The 22454-nt window shown below is 50.9% G+C and carries 22 protein-coding genes; 10 read left to right on the top strand and 12 right to left on the bottom strand.

From position 1 onward, the window contains the following. Positions 1-71 precede the first annotated feature (71 nt). Complete coding sequence (locus O6P33_RS05695; protein WP_269819239.1) at positions 72-1565, bottom strand: sigma-54-dependent transcriptional regulator; 1494 nt, start codon at positions 1563-1565, stop codon at positions 72-74. Further along, entirely contained in the window at positions 1562-2818 is a 1257-nt protein-coding gene (locus tag O6P33_RS05690; RefSeq protein WP_269819238.1) for an ATP-binding protein, read from the bottom strand. Before O6P33_RS05690 ends, O6P33_RS05695 begins: the two co-directional genes overlap by 4 nt. Positions 2819-2963: 145 nt before the next feature. Here O6P33_RS05690 and mnmC point away from each other — a divergent pair, with 145 nt between their 5' ends. From mnmC to O6P33_RS05650, 8 genes are all read left to right on the top strand, one after another. Further along, entirely contained in the window at positions 2964-5009 is a 2046-nt protein-coding gene (gene mnmC, locus O6P33_RS05685; RefSeq protein ID WP_269819237.1) for a bifunctional tRNA (5-methylaminomethyl-2-thiouridine)(34)-methyltransferase MnmD/FAD-dependent 5-carboxymethylaminomethyl-2-thiouridine(34) oxidoreductase MnmC, read from the top strand. Positions 5010-5088: 79 nt separating this feature from the next. After that, positions 5089-5871, top strand: a complete 783-nt coding sequence (gene map / locus O6P33_RS05680) for a type I methionyl aminopeptidase (RefSeq protein ID WP_269819236.1) — start codon at positions 5089-5091, stop codon at positions 5869-5871. A 91-nt stretch (positions 5872-5962) separates the two neighbouring features. Next, a complete protein-coding gene (locus O6P33_RS05675; RefSeq protein WP_420094967.1) occupies positions 5963-8671 on the top strand; it encodes a [protein-PII] uridylyltransferase in 2709 nt (902 codons plus the stop codon). An 11-nt stretch (positions 8672-8682) separates the two neighbouring features. Continuing rightward, positions 8683-8850 (top strand): hypothetical protein, encoded by a 168-nt coding sequence (locus O6P33_RS05670; protein ID WP_269819235.1) that lies wholly within the window; start codon positions 8683-8685, stop codon positions 8848-8850. Between the two features lie 19 nt (positions 8851-8869). After that, complete coding sequence (locus O6P33_RS05665) at positions 8870-9223, top strand: ArsC family reductase (RefSeq protein WP_269819234.1); 354 nt, start codon at positions 8870-8872, stop codon at positions 9221-9223. Between the two features lie 49 nt (positions 9224-9272). Further along, the gene (locus tag O6P33_RS05660; RefSeq protein WP_269819233.1) at positions 9273-10262 is read left to right on the top strand and encodes a 2,3,4,5-tetrahydropyridine-2,6-dicarboxylate N-succinyltransferase; all 990 of its coding nucleotides are present in this window, start codon (positions 9273-9275) and stop codon (positions 10260-10262) included. A 90-nt stretch (positions 10263-10352) separates the two neighbouring features. Further along, entirely contained in the window at positions 10353-11555 is a 1203-nt protein-coding gene (locus O6P33_RS05655; RefSeq protein ID WP_269819232.1) for an aminotransferase class V-fold PLP-dependent enzyme, read from the top strand. Continuing rightward, positions 11552-11986 (top strand): SufE family protein, encoded by a 435-nt coding sequence (locus tag O6P33_RS05650; RefSeq protein WP_269819231.1) that lies wholly within the window; start codon positions 11552-11554, stop codon positions 11984-11986. Before O6P33_RS05655 ends, O6P33_RS05650 begins: the two co-directional genes overlap by 4 nt. A gap of 149 nt (positions 11987-12135) precedes the next feature. Here O6P33_RS05650 and O6P33_RS05645 read toward each other — a convergent pair whose 3' ends face one another. Both O6P33_RS05645 and O6P33_RS05640 read right to left on the bottom strand, forming a co-directional pair. Beyond that, positions 12136-12606 (bottom strand): MaoC family dehydratase, encoded by a 471-nt coding sequence (locus O6P33_RS05645; protein WP_269819230.1) that lies wholly within the window; start codon positions 12604-12606, stop codon positions 12136-12138. 13 nt (positions 12607-12619) lie between these two features. After that, positions 12620-13570 carry an alpha/beta hydrolase gene (locus O6P33_RS05640; protein ID WP_269819229.1) on the bottom strand — a complete coding sequence of 317 codons (951 nt, stop codon included), beginning with the start codon at positions 13568-13570 and terminating at the stop codon, positions 12620-12622. Between the two features lie 427 nt (positions 13571-13997). Between O6P33_RS05640 and fadD1 the strand changes: the two genes are divergently transcribed. Beyond that, positions 13998-15692 carry a long-chain-fatty-acid--CoA ligase FadD1 gene (gene fadD1 / locus O6P33_RS05635; protein WP_269819228.1) on the top strand — a complete coding sequence of 565 codons (1695 nt, stop codon included), beginning with the start codon at positions 13998-14000 and terminating at the stop codon, positions 15690-15692. Positions 15693-15826: 134 nt separating this feature from the next. On the opposite strand, the gene xerD is transcribed toward fadD1, so the two are convergent. From xerD to ffh, 6 genes are all read right to left on the bottom strand, one after another. Next, a complete protein-coding gene (gene xerD, locus O6P33_RS05630) occupies positions 15827-16732 on the bottom strand; it encodes a site-specific tyrosine recombinase XerD (protein WP_269819227.1) in 906 nt (301 codons plus the stop codon). A 422-nt stretch (positions 16733-17154) separates the two neighbouring features. Continuing rightward, positions 17155-17508: a 50S ribosomal protein L19 gene (gene rplS, locus O6P33_RS05625; RefSeq protein WP_269819226.1), complete on the bottom strand. Its 354-nt coding sequence runs from the start codon at positions 17506-17508 to the stop codon at positions 17155-17157. A gap of 48 nt (positions 17509-17556) precedes the next feature. After that, on the bottom strand, positions 17557-18300 hold the full coding sequence (trmD, locus tag O6P33_RS05620) for a tRNA (guanosine(37)-N1)-methyltransferase TrmD (RefSeq protein ID WP_269819225.1): 744 nt from the start codon (positions 18298-18300) through the stop codon (positions 17557-17559). Between the two features lie 12 nt (positions 18301-18312). Continuing rightward, positions 18313-18849 carry a ribosome maturation factor RimM gene (rimM, locus tag O6P33_RS05615; protein WP_269819224.1) on the bottom strand — a complete coding sequence of 179 codons (537 nt, stop codon included), beginning with the start codon at positions 18847-18849 and terminating at the stop codon, positions 18313-18315. Between the two features lie 6 nt (positions 18850-18855). After that, positions 18856-19125 (bottom strand): 30S ribosomal protein S16, encoded by a 270-nt coding sequence (rpsP, locus tag O6P33_RS05610; protein ID WP_269819223.1) that lies wholly within the window; start codon positions 19123-19125, stop codon positions 18856-18858. Between the two features lie 127 nt (positions 19126-19252). Then, entirely contained in the window at positions 19253-20635 is a 1383-nt protein-coding gene (ffh, locus tag O6P33_RS05605; RefSeq protein ID WP_269819222.1) for a signal recognition particle protein, read from the bottom strand. Between the two features lie 178 nt (positions 20636-20813). Here ffh and O6P33_RS05600 point away from each other — a divergent pair, with 178 nt between their 5' ends. Beyond that, entirely contained in the window at positions 20814-21404 is a 591-nt protein-coding gene (locus O6P33_RS05600) for a Maf family protein (protein ID WP_269819469.1), read from the top strand. Positions 21405-21450: 46 nt separating this feature from the next. Here the strand turns inward: O6P33_RS05600 and O6P33_RS05595 are convergent, their stop codons facing one another. Beyond that, positions 21451-21849 (bottom strand): YbaN family protein, encoded by a 399-nt coding sequence (locus O6P33_RS05595; RefSeq protein WP_269819221.1) that lies wholly within the window; start codon positions 21847-21849, stop codon positions 21451-21453. A gap of 17 nt (positions 21850-21866) precedes the next feature. After that, positions 21867-22451: a YecA family protein gene (locus O6P33_RS05590; RefSeq protein ID WP_269819220.1), complete on the bottom strand. Its 585-nt coding sequence runs from the start codon at positions 22449-22451 to the stop codon at positions 21867-21869. Between the last annotated feature and the right edge of the window lie 3 nt (positions 22452-22454).

Below are 22454 nucleotides of genomic sequence, written 5' to 3'. Positions count from 1 at the left end.
AGTGTAGCAAATAAACCCAGTTGCAGCGCTGCAGGAAGTCTTGCACATTGTCACTGCCGCCACAGACAGCGCTAGCCTTCCAATAAAGCTCTAAACTCTGCCAGCTCTCGCATTTGCGCCAGTTTATAACGCAGTGTGCGCGGGCTTATTCCCAGTCGTTGGGCAGTGCGCTCGCGGCGGCCTTGTTCGGCCTGCAAGGCTTGGGCAATCAAACGAAACTCATGGCGACGCACATCATCTTCTAGCTCAGCACCTGAGACCGGTAAAGCCTCACCGCTGGCAACAGCTACTTGCTTTTCTTCATCAGTAACAGCAACCCCTGCCCCGTTCGGTACCGAGGCAGCAATATTACCCGCAGTGGCTGCGCCAGGCGCAAGCGGCGGCACTTGTTGCTCAGTAACAGTTGCAGCCGAAGTAGGCGCAGTTGCAGAGGCTAACTGGGTAAAACCATACAAGCCTAAATCATCCGCAGACAACACCTCGCCTGCTTGCAAAATCAGCGCTCGTTGCACCACGTTATCCAATTCACGGACATTGCCCGGCCAAGCATAATCCAGCAATGCTTGCTGCGCACACGGAGCAAAACGCACACCATTGCGCCCTTGCTTGGCTGCGTGCACTGCCAGCAAACGCCGAGCTAATGGCACGATATCGGCCACCCGTTCGCGCAGCGGCAACCACGCCAATGGAAATACCGCCACGCGATAAAATAAATCTTCACGAAATTCACCGGCGGCCACGGCAGCAGGTAAATCACGGTTACTGGTGGCTATCACCCGCACATCCAGCTCAATAAGCTGACGGCCACCCACCCGTTCAACTTCACGCTCCTGCAAAACCCGCAGCAACTTAGCTTGCAATGCCAGAGGTATTTCAGAGATTTCATCCAGCAATAAAGTGCCACCATTGGCCTCTTCAAACTTACCGGCGCGGGCAGTCACTGCTCCTGTAAAAGCACCACGTTCATGGCCAAACAAAGTAGCTTCCAGCATATTTTCTGGAATGGCCGCACAGTTAATCGCCACAAAGGGCTTTTGTCTGCGTGGCGACTGTTGATGCAGGTAGCGCGCCAGCACTTCTTTGCCGGTACCGGACTCACCAGTTAGCAAGACCGTAGAATCACTTTGCGCCACCCGCGCGGCCAAGGCTAACAACTGCTGACTGGCAACATCCTCAGCAATGGGCTGATCCTCTGCCGAAACCAAGCCCACCGCATAACGTTCTAGCACCCGCTGCAAGGCTTTCGCGGTAAAGGGCTTGAGCAAATAATCCACCGCGCCTTCACGCATGGCTTGCACTGCGCCTTGCACATCACCGTAAGCCGTCATTAACACCACGGGCATGCCCGGCACTCGAGCGTTGACCTCACGCAGCAAATCCTGACCATCCATGCCAGGCATATTGATATCACTGAGCATCAGACTAAAAACCTGCTTATTGAGCGCACGCAATGCGTGTTCGGCATCGGCGACGGCCACACAGCGATAACCACTGAGTGCCAAGCTGTCTTCAAGGGCTTCACGCAGTGCACGATCATCTTCAACCAGTAAAATCCGAACTGTCATAACTCACCTCCAGCAGCGGCAGACTTAGCATGCGCCTCTGTTTGTGCAGCTGCATAAAAATCAGCCAACAAAGGCAACTCCACTAACGCCGAAGTGCCACGGCCGACTTTCGAGCGCAAGACAAAACGTCCTTGGTGGGCTTCTGCTACCGCTCGTACAACCATTAACCCCAAGCCGGTGCCGCTGCTTTTACGGGTAAAAAATGATTCTTGCACCTGCTCTAAGAGTTCAGCGCTCATGCCCTCACCGTTATCGGTGACCACTATGCGCAGCAAGTTGCCACGCACATAGGCATGCACCTTTATAGCCACAGGCTGCGTAGCGGCTTGCGCACTGTTATGCAGCAAGTTTAATAAAGCGCCCAATAACACATCCTGATTACACAGCACACCAAGCTGCCCAGCATTGGGCACATCACATTGCCAACGCACATGGTGTTCACGCAAATGCATCTGCGCAGCCTCCTGTAATGCCTGCCACAGTTGCGCAACACTGCTGCGCTGCTCTCGAGGCAAAGGTCCGCGGGCAAATAACAGCATGTCGCGCACTTGGCGCTCCAGCTCATGCAAGCGATCTTGCAAACGCCCAGCAAAACGCTGTTGTAACTCAGGGCTTAAACTGTTTTCGCTAAGGTGACTGGCATACAACATGGCAGCAGACAAAGGTGTGCGAATCTGATGGGCTAAGGCCGCAGTCATCTTGCCTAGCGCAGACAGCCGCTCGTGCTGCGCCAGCTCCGCTTGCAAGCGCCGTGTGTCAGTCATATCAGTGAGCATAATCAATTGGCCGGGCTCATCTGGCAAAGCCTGCAACGCAATGGAAACCCGCCGTCCATTGTGCAGCGACACTTCATGGCCATCATCAGCGCGATAGACAAAACACTGCACAATCACCTCTCGCCACAACTCGCCCACTAAAGGCACGCCGAGCAAGCTGGTGGCGGCAGGATTGGCTTCTTTAATTAAGCCTTGGCCATCCACAATCACCACAGCACCGGGCAACACATCTAAAATCTGTTGCAAGCGTTGAGCTAAACGTTCTTTTTCAGCCAATTCCTGTAAGCGCTGGGCGCTGACCTGAGCCAATTCATCCTGCACTTGGGCATAACGCGTCTGCATGGATTGCAAAGAGCCTGCAAACTGCTCACTCAAGCGGGTAAACTGCTCAAGTTGTGTTTGTAGCTCGGCCACCGCCGGCGCATCATCGGCAACTGAAGGTAATGAACTCTGCTGGGTCGTTAACGAAGCGGTCATGGCTGGCACTCAACTGTAAACGTCAAAAAACAGTCATCTCAACTGTACTAAGACAAGTTCTGCAAAAAGCATGCCGACCGACTCTCCAGCGTAATTATCTCCACAACTCTCTTTACACATTTCTTCAATCGTAAAAGGCACAGCAATGGCAGAGTTTGATCACGCACAGTTAAATTGGGACGAGCAAGGGCAACCGCTGTCCAGTCAATTCGATGATGTGTATTTTTCTAAAGCCTCGGGCCTAGCTGAGTCACAGCATGTTTTTATTCAGCACAATCATTTACCCGAACGCTTTGCGGCTCTGCGCACCGGTGAAACCTTTGTGATTGCTGAAACAGGCTTTGGCACTGGCTTGAATTTCCTCTGTGCTTGGCAGTGTTTTTTAGCCCATGCTCCAGCCGATGCGCGCCTACAATTTATCAGTGTGGAAAAGTACCCACTCGAGCGTGATGACTTAATGCAAGCTCTAGCTTTGTGGCCACAACTCAGCGAGCTGCGTGAACAGCTATTGCAACAGTATGTGGCGATTCACTCTGGTTTCCAGCACTTGCTACTGGGCCAAGGCCGTATCAGCCTGACCCTGCTAATTGGCGATGTTTTGCCGATGTTAGAACAGCTGGACGGTAAGATTGACGCATGGTTTCTCGACGGCTTTGCTCCCTCGAAAAACCCAGAGATGTGGAATGAGCAGGTGTTTGCTCAACTGGCACGACTGGCCACCAGCAGCACCACCCTAGCCACATTCACCAGTGCCGGTTTTGTGCGCCGCGGTTTACTGGCCGCAGGTTTTGCCATGCAACGCGTACCTGGATTTGGTCGTAAGCGCGAAATGCTTGCGGGACTCTTTCAAGCCAATGCCACAGACAGCAGCGCCGATAAAAAAACTGCGCCGTGGTTTGCCAGACCAGCACCGACTCAACTCACTGGCGAGCAGCGTCACGCCATTGTAATTGGTGCCGGCATTGCAGGTTGCGCCAGCGCGGCCAGCCTCGCCGCCCGCGGTTGGCGCGTTACTGTGCTCGAACAACACACAACAATCGCGCCAGAAGCTTCCGGCAACGCCCAAGGTATTTTGTACTTAAAACTCTCCGCCCACGGCACGGCGCTATCGCAATTTATTCTCTCAGGCTTTGGCTATACCCGCCGTTTGCTCGAAGCTTACAACTCGCAAGCAAGCGTCTATCCTCCAGCAGCAAGACTACATCCGAGCGACTGGGATATTTGCGGTGTTTTGCAACTGGGTTTTAATCCCAAAGAACAAAAGCGTCTGGATACCCTAGCGGCGCATTTCCCCCCATCGCTACTTCGCGCAGTGGACGCAACAGAGGCCAGCCAGCTTGCCGGTGTAGCTTTAGACAAGGGCGGTTTATTTTATCCAGAAGCCGGCTGGATACATCCACCAGCGCTCTGCCATGCCCTCAGTCAACACCCACTGGTCAGCATAAAAAACAGCCAGCAGGCGATGACTTTGCAGCACACAGCAGGGCAATGGCAGGTGCATACCGAAGACGGCTTAATTGCCAGCGCGCCAGTGGTGGTGCTGTGCAACGCCGCCAATGTGACCCAATTTAGCCAAACCCAGCATTTAGCCCTGAGTAAAGTGCGCGGGCAAACCACACAGCTACCGGCTACCGGCGCCAGTCAAGCCATTAATTGCGTGGTCTGCGCCGATGGCTATATTGCGCCTGCCCGCAAGGCCATGCACACCATTGGGGCCAGTTTTAATTTTGCTGAAAACAGCCAAGCAGCCACCTTAGCCGAGCACCACAGTAACTTAGCCTTACTGCAGGCGCTAGCCCCCTCTTTTTCCCTGCACTGGGCAACTGACGCAATTGCTGTGACCAACCTCAAGGGCCATGCGGCTTTTCGCTGTACCAGCATCGACTACCTGCCACTTATCGGCCCTGTGGCGCAAGATGCCGAATTTATGCAGACCTATGCTGACCTGCGCAAAGATGCACGCTTGCCGCTAACCCAGCCCTGCCCTTGGCACAATGGTTTGTATATCAACACTGCCCACGGCTCGCGCGGCTTGCTCAGTGCGCCACTGGCAGCGGAGCTTGTTGCCGCGTGGATCTGCGCTGAGCCTTTGCCGTTACCCTTAGCTCTGGCCCAGCACTGCCACCCCAACCGTTTTGCCCTACGCAGCCTGATGCGTAACCGCTCTAAAGAAAACGCCACGCCCTTGTAGCGCCCACAGATTTGTTGATTTCTGCTAGAATCACCGCTTCTATTGTTTAAATCTGCGCAATCAGCGCTTAGAGGATTGCATGACCGTTTCTATTAAGACTCCTGACGATATTGCCAAAATGCGCATTGCTGGCCGTTTGGCTGCTGAAGTGTTGGAGATGATTGAAGAGCACGTGCAAGTGGGCGTGACCACTGACGAACTCAACACCATCTGTCATGACTATATTGTCAATGTACAAAAAGCCATCCCTGCACCACTCAATTACAATGGCTTCCCTAAATCCATTTGCACCTCCATTAACCATGTGGTGTGCCACGGTATCCCCAACGATAAACCTCTAAAAGATGGCGATATCATCAATATTGATATCACCGTAATTAAAGACGGTTACTTTGGCGACACCAGTAAAATGTTTTTAGTCGGCACTACGTCCGAGTGGGCGCAGCGCTTATGCCGTGTGACCCAGGAATGCCTCTATAAAGGTATCGAACTGGTGCGCCCTGGCACACGTTTAGGTGACATTGGTGAAGTGATCCAAAAGCATGCTGAAAGTCACGGCTACTCGGTGGTACGTGAATACTGCGGTCATGGGATTGGCACGGTATTCCACGAAGAGCCACAAGTTTTACACTACGGTAAAGCCGGAACCGGCTTGGAGCTTAAGGAAGGTATGACCTTTACCATTGAGCCCATGATCAACCTAGGTAAAAAAGAGACGCGCTTGCTTGGTGACGGCTGGACGGCGATTACTAAAGACCGCAAGCTCACCGCGCAATGGGAACACACCCTAGCGGTTACCGCCGATGGTTATGAAATTTTCACCTTGCGTAATGATGAAACTTTCCCTGCTAAGTCCTCTTAAGCGCTAAGCTGCATCAGTGGCCGCTTATCTAACTTGCTAGATAAGCGGCCCTCTTTACGCGACATAATCGCTATCACTTGCGAGGTGCTCAATGCTGTTGCCTACGGATCCTGAACTTTTTGATGCCGCTGCATTTGAGCAGCAACTTGCTGCAGACAGCAACAGCTTAGCCACGTTTCGCAGTGCGATTGAGCATGCGCGTATGGTGCTTGATCAGCGCTTTCTTGACCAGCACGATATTCACGACGTTGTGCATGCCCGCGCTTGGTTTATTGACCAATTGCTCGAGCAAGCTTGGCACGCGCAAAATTGGCTGCCGGGCACCTGCAATATAGCCTTAGTGGCGGTGGGCGGTTATGGTCGTGGCGAGCTACACCCTTACTCTGATATTGATCTGCTTATTTTGCTCGAGCATGAGCAACATGAGCACCTGCACGCGGGCATTTCTGCTTTCTTAACCTTCCTCTGGGATATTGGTTTGGAAGTGGGTCACAGCGTTCGCACTGTGCAGCAATGCGCAGACGAAGCCAGCGGCGATCTTTCCGTCATCACCAACTTGCTCGAAAGCCGTTTAGTGCTTGGTCCTAACGAGTTGTTAGTAGCGATGCGCGAACTCATTGGCCCGCAACACATGTGGCCCAGTGAGCAGTTTTTCTTAGGCAAGCGCGCTGAGCAGCGCGAGCGCCATACCAAATACAATGACACCGAGTACAATCTTGAACCCAATGTTAAAAGCTCGCCTGGCGGTTTGCGTGATCTGCAAACTATTATGTGGGTGGCCCGTCGGCGCTTTGGTATGCGCACCTTAAGCAGTTTAGAAGCGCCAGGATTTCTTACTGCCGGCGAATACCGTTTACTCTCGCAAGCCCGCGCTTTTTTATGGCAGGTGCGTTACGCCCTGCACATGCTCGCCGGACGCAATGAAGACCGCTTGCTGCTGGATTACCAGCATAAAATCGCCCACATGTTTGGCTATAGCGATGATGACAATCGGCCTGCCATTGAACACTTTATGCAGAAGTACTACCGCATAATCATGGGTATTTCGCAGCTGTCTGACTTAATCAGCCAGTATTTTGAAGAGACAATTTTACGGGCTGACAGCACCGAGCTGCCCACGCCCCTCAATGAGCGTTTCCGGATTCGCGGTGGCTATATTGAAGCCTGCAACCCTTATGTGTTCAGCGATACGCCCTCGGCTATTTTGGAAATTTTTGTGCTGCTGGCACAACACCCTGAAATCAAAGGGGTACGCTCGCAAACCATTCGCATGCTGCGCGATCATCGGCATCTGATTGATGATGCGTTTCGCCACGACGAGCGCAATATTAATCTATTTTTAGAGCTGTTTCGCTGCACAGAAGGTGTCCATATGAACCTACGGCGCATGAGCCGCTACGGTATTTTAGGCCGTTACCTGCCTGAGTTTGGCCGTATTGTTGGGCAGATGCAGCATGACTTATTTCATATTTACACAGTGGATGCGCACACTTTAAATCTGATTAAACACCTGCGTAAATTACGCCATCCGGATTTTGCTGAAAAGTACTCGCTGGCCAGCGCTGTGATTGGCCGCCTACCTAAGCCCGAGCTGATTTACTTGGCGGGGCTTTTTCATGATATCGGTAAAGGCCGCGGCGGCAATCACTCGTTGCTGGGCGCAGATATTGCTGAAGAGTTCGGTAAGCTGCATCAGCTGCCCAAAGCAGATACCCGCTTAATCACTTGGCTGGTACGCAACCACTTAGTGATGTCAGTCACCGCCCAGCGTAAAGATATTTCTGACCCTGAAGAGATCCACAACTTTGCTTTATTGGTTGGCGATCAAGTGCGCTTGGACTATTTATACGTGCTCACAGTCGCTGATATTAACGCCACCAATCCAACGCTTTGGAACTCGTGGCGCGCACAACTCTTGCGCCAGCTCTACAGTGAAACCCGCCGTGCCTTGCGCCGCGGTCTTGAAAACCCACTGGAGCGTGAAGAGCAAATTAGCACACGCCAAGCCACCGCCTTAAGCCTGTTAACCGAGGACGGTGTCGCGCCGCAAGCAGTGGAGCAACTCTGGAGCCAATTGGGCGATGACTACTTTGTCCGCCACAGTGCTGGCGATATTGTTTGGCACACTGAAGCTATTTTGCAGCACGGCGATAGCCTAGAGCCATTGGTGTTAGTACGCGAAACCACGCAGCGCGAATATGACGGTGGCACGCAAATCTTTGTTTATGGTGTGCAGCGCCACGACTTTTTTGCGGTGACCGTGACCACCCTTGATCAGCTCAACCTCAGCACCTTAGACGCACGAATCATGACCTCAAAAGGACACTTCAGCATCGAAACCTATATTGTCTTAGATGCTGAGGGCGATCGTATTGGTGATGATCCTGAACGTATTCAAGAAATCCGTACAGGTTTAACCACGGCCCTGCGCAACCCTGAGAACTTCCCAGCTATTATTCAGCGCCGTGTGCCACGCCAACTTAAGCACTTTTCTTTTACTCCACAAATCACCATCCATAATGATGCGCAACGCCCCTATACTATTGTTGAGGTGATTGCCCCAGATCGGCCTGGTTTATTGGCGCGTATTGCCGGAATTTTTGTTGAGTTTAATTTATCCCTCGTTAAAGCAAAAATTATTACCCTAGGCGAGCGCATTGAAGACGTATTTTTTATTACTGATGCAGACGGCCTACCGCTATCTGACCCAGACCTGTGCCACGCCTTGCAAGAAAGTATGATTGCACAATTATCGACCGGTGCCAGTGGCACTGTGACCCATTTATCGAATGCTTATTAGTAAGGAATTGTATGGATAATCCACTTAACGTCATGACCACCTTAATCACCATCGGCCTGTTTTGTCTCGCCTTTGGTTACAACTGGCGTGAGCGCTCCTGGGGAATTGCCTTATTGATGTTTGGTATGCTGTGCATGTTTGGCTCCATTGTCTATCGCGTCAGCTTAGCCATTAATTAAACGCTATTACGGAGGTTTTATGAGCGACTTAACCTTATATGGCATTAAGGCCTGTGACACCATGAAAAAAGCCCGCACTTGGCTGGATCAACAAGGTAAAACCTATGTGTTCCACGACTATAAAAGCGCTGGCATTGATCAAGCGCATTTAGAGCAATGGTGTAATGAGCATGGCTGGGAAAAAATTCTGAATCGTGCCGGCACTACCTTTCGCAAACTCGATGACGCCAGCAAAGCCGATCTCGATCAAGCCAAAGCCATCACTTTAATGCTGGCACAGCCGTCAATGATTAAGCGCCCAGTTTTAGACTTAGGTGAGCGCACCCTCGTGGGCTTTAAGCCTGAGCTGTATCAAAGCGCGTTTAACACCTAGCCCGCATACTTAGAAAGGCGTTGATTAGCCTCTCGTACAAGGAACTTATATGTCGCAATCTATGTTTAGTATCGCCTTTGGTGTTGGCACTCGTAATCGTGACAAACAGTGGCTAGAGGTATTGTTTCCTCGCCCTTTGTTGCGCCCAAGCGCAGTGTTTATTGACCGCATTAAAGCTATTTTAGGCTACAACGGCGGCAACCAAATCATTGACTTCAACTTTGCTGTAGCGTCCAATTTAGCCACCGCTTTGAAATACATTGCCCCTGAACAAAGCGCATTATTGGTGCGCTTAGCAGAAAGCCATAAACCGACTGTGGCCTGTATTTTAGAGCACGACGCCAAGCCCGTTTCTGTACCAGAGGCTTACCTCAAGTTGCAATTGATTTCACACCGCCTATGTAAGCCCCATGAAATCAACCTAACTGATTTGTTCAATGTCCTGCCCAATGTGGCCTGGACGAATCGCGGGGCAATTGATATCAATGAAGTCGCTGAGCTGCAGCTAGAAGAGCGCATTAAAGGCCGCATGCTCGATGTGTTCTCAGTGGATAAACTACCTAAACTGACCGATTACGTTGTGCCCAAAGGCATTCATATTGCTGATGCGGCGCGGGTACGCTTGGGCGCCTACGTCGGCGAGGGTACCGTGGTATTGCACGAAGGCTCGATCAACTTTAATGCTGGTACTCAAGGTGCTAGTACCATTGATGGCTGTATCGCCTCTGGGGTGTTAATCGGTGCTGACTCAACCCTACAGGGTGGCTGTTCCATGGCCAGTACCGCCAGCCAGCCACTGATCAGTGTCGGCCATCACTGCGTTATCAATAGCCACGCAGGCGTTGGAATCTCACTGGGCAACCGCAATACAGTTGAAGCCGGCCTCTGGCTCACCGGCGACACCTCAGTGACGGTTTTAGACAATGCCAAGCAGCTGGTAAAAACAGTGCTCGCCAGCGAGCTGGCCCTGCAAGATGACCTCTCCTTTTACCGCAACCCTGAAACAGGTGCGGTGGAGTGCATTAGCAAAGCACCATAAGATGGATAGTCACAGGCAGCAGCCAAGCGGCCTGTGACTCAGCAGCATCTATATTGTTTCTATTCTTCCTTTGGAGAGGCTCATCTCGTAATGTTTCTGCCCTCACCTTGGCGTCAGTTTTTCCCCGGTATTTTAGCTTTTGCTGAACAACAGCAGGTTTGGCTCGACAGCGCTGCCACCGCACAAAAGCCACTCGCCATGATAACCGCGCTCAGTGATTATTATCAGCACGGTGTGGCCAATGTGCACCGCGCACAGCACCAGCCCGGTGAACGCGCGACCCGCGCCTTTGAAGCGGCACGCAGCAGCATTGCCAGTTGGCTGCACGCTGGTACTGAGGATGCGGTGATTTTCACCAAGGGCAGCACTGAAGGCCTCAATCTACTTAGCCAAGCTTTAGCGCACAACCTGCACAGCGGCGATGAAATTCTGATTAGCGCCTACGAGCACCATGCCAATCTACTGCCTTGGCAACAGTTGGCTTTAGCTCGCGGCTTAACCTTAAAAATTTTACCAATGGATGCCAATGGCCACTTAGATATTGAGCAGGCCATTGCACAGTTATCCAGCCGCAGCCGGATTCTTGCCCTAAGCACCCTGTCTAATGTGGTGGGCCATAGGCAGTCCGTCGCCAAGCTACTCAGCGCTGCCCGCCAAGCCGGTGTCTGGACAGTGATTGACGGTGCTCAAGCAGCAGTCCATGCGCGCCCTAACCTGCAGCAATTGGATTGCGATTTTTTTGTTTGTTCCGCACATAAGCTCTACGGCCCAGACGGGGTGGGTGTGCTTTTTGTCCGCGAACGAGCGCTAGCCGCCTTACGTCACTGGCAATTTGGCGGTGAAATGGTGCGCCACTGTGATTACCAACACGCGGAGTTCCTGCCTGCGCCTTTAGGCTTTGAGCCGGGCACACCCAGCACTGCTAATATTATTGCCTTTGCCGCTACTTTGACATGGCTGCAAAGCTTAGATAGCCATGCCATTGCCAACCACGAAACAGCTTTACACAAGGCCTTGCTCGCAGGCTTACAAGAGCGTGGCATGGATATTATCGGCGCACCAAACTGTGCTCTAGTCAGTTTTAATGCACCACAAGTGCATCATGCTGATTTAGCAGCATTACTCGGTGAGCAAGGTGTGGCAGTGCGCGCCGGCCACCACTGCGCAATGCCTTTACTGCAAAGTTTGGGTCTGCCTGGGGCGCTGCGGGTGTCATTGGCTATGTATAACAATGGTGAGGATCTGCAGCGCTTTTTTAGCGCGCTCGATCAAGCTTTGGAGATTCTACAATGAGCGCTTTAAGCTCTGCCGCGCAACAGGCTGTGGATGAATTTCAAGCCTGTCAGCAATGGGAGCAGCGCGCGCGCTTATTATTGCAAAAAGGTGCGCAATTGGATGAGCTACCGGAGTCGCAGCGACTGCCAGAGCATCTTGTGCACGGTTGTGAAACCCGAGTCTGGCTGCAGCTAGACAGTGCCAGCACACCGGTGCGCTTTCAAGTTGCCAGTGAGGCTCGCTTGCTGCGCGGATTGCTGGCATTAGTATTATTGCGTATTGATGGGCTCAGCCCTGAGCAAATCAGCGCAGTGGATATTGTCGATTGGTTTAACCAGCTTGGTTTAAGTCGCCAGCTATCCCCTTCGCGCAGCAATGGCTTAAATGCCGTACTGCAAAGTATGCAGGCCTTGCTCACAGCCCACCGCGCCGCACAATCCTCGCTGTAATTCCATGAGCCATAAGCGTTACTGAGCTGCGCAAGACGTTGCGCTGCCCTACCTAAGAAGCCAAGCGCACAAAGCGTTACCCACCATTACTATTGGCTGTTGTAACGCTTTTTCGTACGAGCTAGCCTCGGCGAGCCTGTAGTCGAACATTACTGAGCAACAAAACGCGGCACTTCAGCCAACTGCACAGTATCTTCTTTGCGGGGGGCAATAATTAAAGCCTCACCATCCACCACGACTTCATCGCGCTGGTTCACCACACGGGTGGCAATTCGCACACGAAACTTGGGCAGCTTTTCTAAAATCTCGAGCTGTACAGTCAGTTCATCACCCAATTTGACCGGCAGCTTAAACTCCATTTGCTGACCAAGGTAAATAGTTCCAGGACCAGGCAGCTCACAAGCCACTGCTGCACTGATCAGCGCCCCACTGAACATGCCATGGGCGATGCGCTCTTTAAACATGGTACCGGCCGCATACTCGGCATCCAGGTGCACTGGGTTGCGGTCACCGGACATGCTGGCAAACAGCATGATGTCATGCTCGGTCACTAGCTTGCTGAAAGTTGCAGTTTGACCCACTTCTAAACTGCTGTATGGAATACTCGTGCTTTGCGTCATGGAACTCTCCAAGTCAAGGTGTAGGGGCTATCTGGCGTCTGCTTGCTAAGGCTGCGTCCAGCCAGTGCATAATATCAGCAGTCACTTCGGCATGATTGATTTCTTGCAATACTTCGTGGCGTGCCTGTCGGTACAATTTAATGTCTACCGCGCGGTTGCCTGACTCGCGCAACGCATTAGCCAGATCAATCAAACGGTGCCCACGGTTAATGGGATCAGCATCGCCACCAATAATCAACAAAGGTAAGTCGTTATCAATTTGAATCATATTGCGCACTGGGGTGATATGTTGCAGGCCGCGCAGCAGATCAAGCCACAACTGAGTGGTGCAGGTAAATCCGCATAATGGATCATTGATATAAGCATCCACTTGCTCAGCATCGCGGCTCAGCCAATCCCAATCCGTGCGACGTTTTTTAACTGCGCGCTGATACGGCATAAAAATCATTTTATCAAGCAGCGCACTGCGACCTTTTGCGCCTAAGCGTTTACGTTCAAAACGGGCTAGCAGCATCGCAGCACGGTAACGCATGGATGTTTTAAAGTAGTTTGATCCCGACAAAATAGCACCCTGCATACTGCAGCTGTGCTGCATGAGATAGGCTAACGCTATATAGCTTCCCATGCTGTGCCCTAAGAGGAAAATGGGTGTATGCGGATAGCTGGCGCGGATATGGTGATTGAGACAGCTGAGGTCGTGAACAATTAAGTCCCAACCCTGTGCATCGGCAAAATAGCCTAAGGTGCCCTGCGCAGCCGTGCGGCCATGGCCACGTTGATCCAACGCAAACACCGATACACCCGCTGCGGCCAATTCACTCGCAAAACGTGCATAACGTTGACTGTGCTCGGCCATACCATGGGCAATCATCACTATGGCCCGCGGCTGCTCTGCACTGGCCCAGTGATTGACATAAAGTTCGGTTGCATCATTAGTGGTTAACCAGAATGCCTTATGCTGCATGAAGGTTTCCTCCTAAAAGATAGCGTGCTGTCATTGTAGTGCCTATCGAATAAATTAGGGAGCTATGTCTGTAGTGAGCAGCAAAACCAGAACTAAAAACAAACTTTAGTCCAAAGCATGACCAAGAAGCCTACTTTTGTGCTGGTCGCGTATTTATAAAACTGCTAACCTCCAATGGTTTCTATGACACAAAAGCTGCAAAGCTAAAAATAATCTTTAATAACAAGCCTTTAGTGAAATGATTGACAAGAGCACGCAATTCAGTGACTTTTAAACATGGTATCGTATAGCACAATAAACATTTCTCAGAATATTTGAGGCGTGAACTGGGCTGCCCCTGCTTTGCGTTTATGAGTTATTTATAGTGTGTTTTTGTTAAACACTTTCAATAAGGCAAAAATGAGCTGTTGCTTAGGAGTTGACTTGCATGAATGAAAACTTCTGGAAGGACAAATACCCTGAAGGTCTTCCCACCGAAATCAACCCTGATCAATACCCGAATATTCAAGCGGTATTGAAAGAGTCCTGCCAGCGTTTTGCTGACAAACCTGCATTCACCAATCTGGGCAAAACGCTCACCTATGGCGATATTTACAGGCTATCTGGGGACTTTGCTGCATGGTTGCAAAATTATACAGACCTACAACCCGGTGACCGTATCGCGGTACAACTGCCTAACCTGTTGCAGTACCCAGTCGTGGTCTTTGGAGCGATCCGTGCCGGCTTGGTGGTAGTCAATACCAACCCGCTGTACACCACGCGCGAAATGGAGCACCAGTTCAATGACTCTGGCGCTAAAGCTCTGGTCTGTTTAGCGAACATGGGCCACTTGGCCGAAGCTGTAGTGCCAAACACCGGTGTTAAAACTGTTATTGTCACTGAAGTTGCAGACTTTCTGCCGCCACTCAAACGTTTACTCGTTAACAGTGTGGTCAAGTACGTTAAAAAGATGGTACCGGCTTTCCACATCCCGAATGCCTTAAAGCTTAATGATGTTTTGGCCCTCGGCAGTAAAAAAGCCGCTCGTAATGCCAATCCAGACGCTGAAGACATGGCTGTACTGCAGTATACCGGCGGCACTACTGGGGTTGCCAAAGGCGCCATGCTGACTCACCGCAACTTGATTGCCAACATGCTGCAAGCGCAAGCGATAATGGCTTCAAATCTGGACGAAGGCAGCGAAACCATTGTTGCACCTTTACCGCTCTATCATATTTATGCATTTACCTTTCACTGCATGGCGATGATGATTACCGGTAACAACAACTTGCTCATCACCAATCCACGTGATTTACCGAGCATGATTAAAGACCTAAGAAAGCATAAATTCACTGGTTTTGTTGGGCTTAATACGCTTTTTGTCGCCCTATGCAACGATGTGAATTTCCGCAATCTAGACTTCTCACCGTTGAAGATGACTATCTCTGGCGGTATGGCACTGCAAGTTTCCGCAGCTGAGCGTTGGACTCAGATCACTGGCGCGCAAATTTGCGAAGGTTTCGGCATGACTGAAACCAGCCCTGTGGCGACGGTCAACCCAATTCAAAAAATCCAACTGGGCACCATTGGTATTCCTGTTGCGTCAACGTTATGCAAAATCATTGACGAAGATGGCAACGAGTTACCCATCGGCGAAACTGGCGAGCTTTGCGTTAAGGGCCCGCAGGTGATGAAAGGCTACTGGCAGCGCGAAGAAGACACTAAAGAAGTCTTGGATGCTGCTGGTTGGTTACGCACAGGTGATATCGCTTTAATTCAGGAAGATGGTTATATCCGCATTGTTGACCGCAAGAAGGATATGATTCTGGTCTCTGGTTTTAACGTTTATCCAAATGAGATTGAGGAAGTTCTGGCCACCCTGCCGAGTGTTTTACAATGTGCTGCCATTGGTATCCCCGACGAGAAAACCGGCGAAGCCATTAAGGTGTTTATTGTCGTGCGTCCTGGTGAGAGCCTGACTAAAGAGCAGGTTATTGCTCACATGCGCAGTAACTTGACCGGTTATAAAGTTGCTCGCCACGTGGAGTTCCGCGATGAGCTTCCAACCACTAACGTGGGTAAAATTTTGCGTCGTTCTTTGCGTGACGAAGAATTGAAAAAAATCGCCGCAGCCGCCAGCTAAGCTTTATCGGCGCACGCATAGCTATTAACCCAGTGGCAGCTGCGCCACTGTCGCGCTACGCAATAAAAAGGCCTCTTCTTCGAGGCCTTTTTTAATGATTTACAACTCCTACTTTTCTTAGCCGCGCGCTTTTCTTAGCCCCGCGGATGATGTTCGCTATGAATAGCCTGCAACCGTGCTCGCGCCACATGAGTGTAAATTTGTGTGGTGGATAAATCGCTGTGACCCAGCAGCATCTGCACCACTCGCAAATCAGCGCCATGATTTAACAGGTGTGTCGCAAAGGCATGGCGCAAGGTGTGAGGCGACAATGGTTTGCTAATACCCGCCACTTGCGCGTGCCGTTTAATGCGATGCCAAAAGGTTTGTCGGGTCATCTGCTGACCACGTTGACTGGGAAATAAAGCGTCAGTTGCCCCAGCGCTAAGCAGTTCAGCGCGGCCTTCTTTTAAATAAAGCGTGAGCCAGTCTAAGGCCGTCTCGCCCATGGGCACTAGGCGCTCTTTAGACCCTTTCCCCATGATCCGTATCACCCCTTGCCGAGTGTTAAGTTGATCCAAGGTTAAGCTGACCAACTCTGTCACTCGCAGGCCGCAGGCATAAAGAACTTCGAGCATGCAGCGATCACGCAAACCTAAAACCTCTTCAACATCAGGTGCCGCCAGCAACGCCTCAACATCTGCCTCAGATAAGGTATCTGGTAATGAGCGACCAATCTGTGGCAGCTCGACCTGCAGGGTTGGGTTTTCAGTGATGCTGCCTTCTTCGAGCAAATATTGGTAAAACCCACGCGCCCCAGATAAAAAACGTGCGCTGGAACGCGCTTTATAGCCTGCAGCTAAGCGCCAGCTCAAATACTCAAGCAAGGTCTCGCGCCGTACCTGTTCTAAGCGTTGTTCGCGCAGTAAGAGCCATTGGGCAAACTGTTCTAGATCGCTGCGGTAAGCCATCCGCGTATTCTCAGACAGCCCGCGCTGTAACCACGCTGCATCTAAAAAACGCGTCAACGCTGCTAAATCGGGCTGCGGAGGAGTCGTCATGTTAAAAGCACCTTAATTCTCACAAGTCATATCACAAGCCGTAGCATACAGAAGACTCGAGCCGAGCGAGCTGTAGGCGAGCAACATTATTTAGAGCTAAAACACCACCCCGTGTTAACAGCGTCCATGCTAATCAACTTAGTCGCTATCAGGTTCAGATGGGCCTTATACAAATGATACCAACCACACCGCTGATCACGGGGTTGATGGAACAAGCGTAGCCAAGGATGGCGCAGCGCCGGAGTTGAACCCCGGATGGGTTCATCGACGGATAAACAGCAACTCCGCAGCACGGCATACATCACACTCCCCACTCTCCTGTTAACACCAATCAAAAGCCCCCGCGCACTGCGCCATAAAACTTATACCCCAGAAACAACAAAGCAGCCCGTAGGCTGCCTTGTTTTGAAGCATTGGACGAATTAACGTGCCAATTTTTCTTTAATACGTGCTGCACGACCAGAAAGGGCACGCAAGTAGTACAGTTTCGCTTTACGAACATCACCACGACGCTTAACAGTAATACTGTCAACCAGTGGGCTGTAAGTTTGGAACGTACGCTCAACGCCTACGCCGCTAGAAATTTTACGAACAGTGAATGCACTGTTAACGCCACGGTTACGCTTACCGATTACAACACCTTCATAGGCCTGTAAACGCTGGCGATCACCCTCGCGTACTTTAACTTGAACAATAACAGTATCACCCGCTGCGAATGCAGGGATCTCTTTGCTCATTTGTTCAGCTTCAAGCTGAAGAATAATTTTGTTCGTCATGCTGTGCTCCTGAAGGCAAATCCTGATGATTTACCATCGATACGTTAATTAACTATCGTTCTGTTGGGCAAAATACTCATCCAACAGCATTTTCTCTTCTCCAGAAAGCGAGCGGCTATCCAGAAGATCAGCGCGACGCTCTGCAGTACGCCCTAAGGCTTGCTGCAATCGCCAGCGCCGGATATGTTCATGGTTGCCACTAAGTAGCACCTCAGGAACATCTTTGCCTGCATACCTAACCGGTCGCGTGTAATGCGGGCAGTCGAGAAGACCATCGCTAAATGAATCCTCTTGCGCAGAATCTGCATGGTTTAATGCCCCAGGCAGCAAGCGCGTTACAGCATCAATCAACACCATTGCTGGCAGCTCACCGCCAGACAACACATAATCGCCAATTGACCACTCTTCATCGACGTAGGTTTCAATAAAACGCTCGTCAATGCCTTCATAGCGACCCGCAATCAGAATTAAATTATCCTGCTTTGCTAACTCGCTGACCGCGGCTTGTTGAAGCTGACGGCCTTGCGGCGACAGGTAAATAACCTTAGCCGGCCCTCCAATGGATTGCTTCGCCGCAGCTAATGCATCCTCAAGAGGCTTGATCTTCATCACCATGCCTGGACCACCACCGAAAGGACGGTCATCCACTGTTTGGTGTCGATCTTCAGTAAAACTACGGGGATTCCAGCAATTAAGCTCTAACAACCCTTGTTTTACCGCACGACTGGTAATGCCATACTCGGTAATCGCAGCAAACATCTCAGGAAAGAGACTGATAACTTCAACGCGCAAAGCATTTACTCATTAAAAATCTGCATCCCATTCGACATGCATCTCGCCTGCTGTCAAATCCACCGACTGCACACACTGCTCCGTATAAGGAAGCAACCGCTCCTGATCATCAAAGCTGCCAGCACAAGGCTTAACAACCAGAACATCATTGGCGCCAGTCTCTAATAAATGGTCAACAATCCCAAACAAATGCTGGTCTTGATTGATCACCTTTAAACCTTCAAGTTGATGCCAGTAAAACTCACCATCTGCTAACTCAGGTAACTCACTGCGATACACGCAAATCTCATAGTTAGTCAATGTTCGTGCAATTTCACGATCATCCAAACCTTCGATTTTTGCCACAAGTGACTTGCCTTGCAAACGGCCGCTGGCCAACTTAACTTGCTTAATATCCTCACCTCGGCGCAATTGCCAAACGGGGTAATCAAGCAGATTTTCCATCGACTCAGTAAAAGAATGCACTTTCACTTCACCGCGCACACCATGCACAGCACCAATTTTGCCGAGTACGACTAAATCATCTGTGGCTGGTTGCGTTTTACTCATAACCAATTAAGCAGTTGCTTCAGTAGTCGTAACTTCTGCAGCAGCTTTATTTAGCAGCTGTGCAACACGCTCTGAAGGCTGTGCACCCTGGCTTAACCAGTAAGTAGCGCGCTCTTGGTTGACCGACAAGCGAACTTCACCACCAGTCGCAACTGGGTTGAAAAAACCAATACGCTCAATGAAACGACCATCACGAGCATTGCGGCTGTTAGCCACAGTCAGATGGTAGAACGGGCGCTTTTTAGAGCCACCACGAGCCAGACGAATAGTTACCATTAAACTTACTTCCTATTATGTGTATTACAACAAAACGAACCATAGAACATACATGGCCCGAAAGGCCGCATATTCTAAAGATTATCTACCACTTTGCATAGGCCTATTTTGCCTGCCTAAGCTGCTGTTACATCCGGGGCAGCTTTCCAGCTCCCGGTATCATCCCGCCAAGGCCGCGCATCATCTTACTCATGCCGCCTTTGCTGGTGAATTTCTTCATCATTTTTTGCATTTGCTTGTGCTGTTTAATTAAGCGCCCAACGTCCTGCACTTGCGTACCTGAGCCCATTGCAATGCGGCGACGGCGCGAACCACTGATAATTTCTGGCTCGCGGCGCTCAGCGGGCGTCATGGAATTAATAATGGACTCCATCTGCTTAAACTGCTTTTCTGCCGCGCCTTGCTGGGCACCGCCCATCTGCGCTAAGTTTACACCACCCATGTTAGGCATTTTTTCTAACAGACCACCCATGCCGCCCATTTTGCTCATTTGTTGCAGCTGATCACGGAAGTCTTCTAAGTCAAAGCCCTTACCTTTTTTCAGCTTCTTGGTAAGTTTTTCTGCTTTTTCTTTATCAATGGTTTGTTCGGCTTGCTCAATCAAGCTCAGAACATCACCCATACCAAGAATGCGCGAGGCAATACGATCAGGGTGGAAAGGGTCGAGGGCGTCGGACTTCTCCCCCATCCCCAAGAACTTAATTGGTTTGCCGGTAATAGCGCGCACTGACAAGGCTGCACCACCACGGGCATCACCATCGATCTTAGTCAGCACCACACCGGTTAATGGCAAGGCATCATTAAAAGCTTTCGCAGTGTTAGCCGCATCTTGCCCCGTCATGGCATCAACCACAAACAGCGTCTCAATCGGATTGATTGCCCCATGCAGCTCGCTAATTTCTGCCATCATTTCATTATCAATGGCTAAACGACCGGCAGTATCCACCAGCACCACATCAATGAATTTCAGCTTAGCCTCGGCAATGGCCGCTCGAGCAATATCTTGTGGCTTTTGGCTAATGTCTGACGGGAAAAAAGTTACGCCAACTTCATTGGCTAAAGTTTCCAGCTGCTTAATGGCGGCTGGGCGGTAAATATCCGCGGAGACCACCATTACTGTTTTCTTTTTGCGCTCTTTTAAGAAACGCGCCAGCTTACCAACAGTGGTGGTTTTACCCGCCCCCTGTAAACCAGCCATTAAGATCACTGCAGGTGGCGCAGCATTGAGAGCCAAATCTTCGTTGGCCTCGCCCATTAAGCTTTCCAGCTCAGCCTGAACAATTTTAATAAAAGCTTGGCCCGGCGACAGACTGCGTGAGACTTCCACACCTACCGCGCGATCACGCACAGCATTAACAAAGTCTTTCACCACCGGCAAGGCTACGTCAGCTTCAAGCAGCGCCATGCGCACTTCACGTAAAGTGTCTTTGATATTGTCTTCGCTCAGGCGCGCTTTACCGGTGACATGGCGTAGCGTCTGCGCAAGGCGATCGGAGAGATTGTCGAACATACAAAGTCCTCAACATGGGGTGCAGCAACAGTGCGCCAGTGACATTTAACCCTTAGAGATTATAAACTGCTGCAAGGCGATTGTTACAATAAACGCTAGAGTATAACCGATCCTGCGCCACTCGACAGCGTCTACAGTTCAATTATCATTTTCTTTAGGATTACCTATGCCTTGTGCTATACCCCCGCTGTTACTGGCTTCCAGCTCAAGCTATCGACGAGCGTTACTGGCACGTTTGCAACTGCCTTTTGTGTGGCACAGTCCAGATATCGACGAGTCCGCGCTGCCCAACGAAACACCACAGGCCCTAGTGCGACGTTTAGCTTTAGCCAAAGCACGAGCCCTCGTTACCGATTACCCTGAGCACATTATCATTGGTTCTGATCAAGTGGCGGTACTGGACGGGCGCATCATTGGCAAACCACACACGGCCGCAGGCGCAACCCAACAACTGCAAGCAGCCAGTGGGCGCAGCCTGACTTTTCTAACCGGACTGGCAGTGCTGGATACTCGCCAAGGCAATTCTGTCGTAGCAGAACAAGCCGACTGCATCCCCTTTACAGTGCACTTTCGCACCCTCAGTGACGCACAAATCCAGCGTTATATAGCCTTAGAGCAACCCTTTGATTGCGCCGGTAGTTTTAAGTCGGAAGGTTTGGGCGTGAGCTTATTTCAAGCAACCGAAGGCAGTGACGCTACCAGTCTAGTCGGCTTACCGCTGATTCGCCTGTGTGACATGCTCAATGCCTGTGGCGTTGCCGTACCATAAACTCTTTATGCCATGCACAAGCTATAAGCTTCACCCGAGAGAAAATTTATAGTCGGCGGGTTTTTTGCTTAAGAATATAAGCAGTGACGCAAATGGCACTGATCAGCATAAAGACGCGCACCCAGGCTAAGGGCACAATCCACATGGAGAAGCTGATGCTGGCCCACATTAAACCCAGCGCCCAAATTTTGCCTTTCAGCGGGATGCCCTGACCTTCTAAATAGTCGCGAATCCACGGCCCAAGCTTAGGATGCAGCACCAACCACAAATAAAAACGTTTAGAGCTGCGGGCAAAACAAGCCGCAGCTAACAGAAGAAAAGGCGTGGTGGGCAGCACAGGCAAAAAAATACCAATCACGCCCAAGGCAACACTTAAACAACCACAGGCAAACAACACATAACGCAATGCGCGACTGCGTGCCTGATGCTGCTGTGGCTCAAGCATTGCCGTCCAACTGTTTATCAGTGACGCGGCTTGAGCAGCACTGGCTTCTCATCTGGCGCTTGGCACAGCAAGAATAGAGCCGTTAAAACTTCCGGAATCTGCTCAACCATGCTGTCGACCAAATCATAGTCTTTGGCAATTTCAGCAAAATCCGGCTGCTCATCAAATAAGCCAGAAGCCACCATGATCGGCAACAACAACTCACTGACTTCGTCTTCTGCATCTTCAAACCAGACTTCTTCGCGTAAGAAAATGCCTTCCATAAAGCCAACACACCAAGCGCGCAAGTCAGAATCATCTGGATTGTCACCCAAATCCAGCTCACACGGCAGAGCCATATCATCATCACTGGCTAACTGGCGCTCAATCTGCGCTTTGAGCTGTAATAAGCCCGCAACAATATCGGCCTCTTCATCGGCATCACGGTAATGCGGTGGCTCAGAAAACAGAACGGCTATCCATTCCTCCGCCGGTACAGCTTCAGGACAAATCGATAAAGCAGTTAAATAGCCATGGGTGGCAATATAATCAAGCGCCTCGTCATGCAGTTCGTCAGCATCGAGGAAAGCTTGCAGGCGGGTCATTTGCTCAGCGAGGGACATGCG

The sequence above is a fragment of the Denitrificimonas caeni genome (assembly GCF_027498055.1).
Lineage (GTDB): Bacteria > Pseudomonadota > Gammaproteobacteria > Pseudomonadales > Pseudomonadaceae > Denitrificimonas.
Note: the sequence above shows the minus strand (reverse complement) of the source record. Positions and strands in the feature narration are given on the sequence as shown.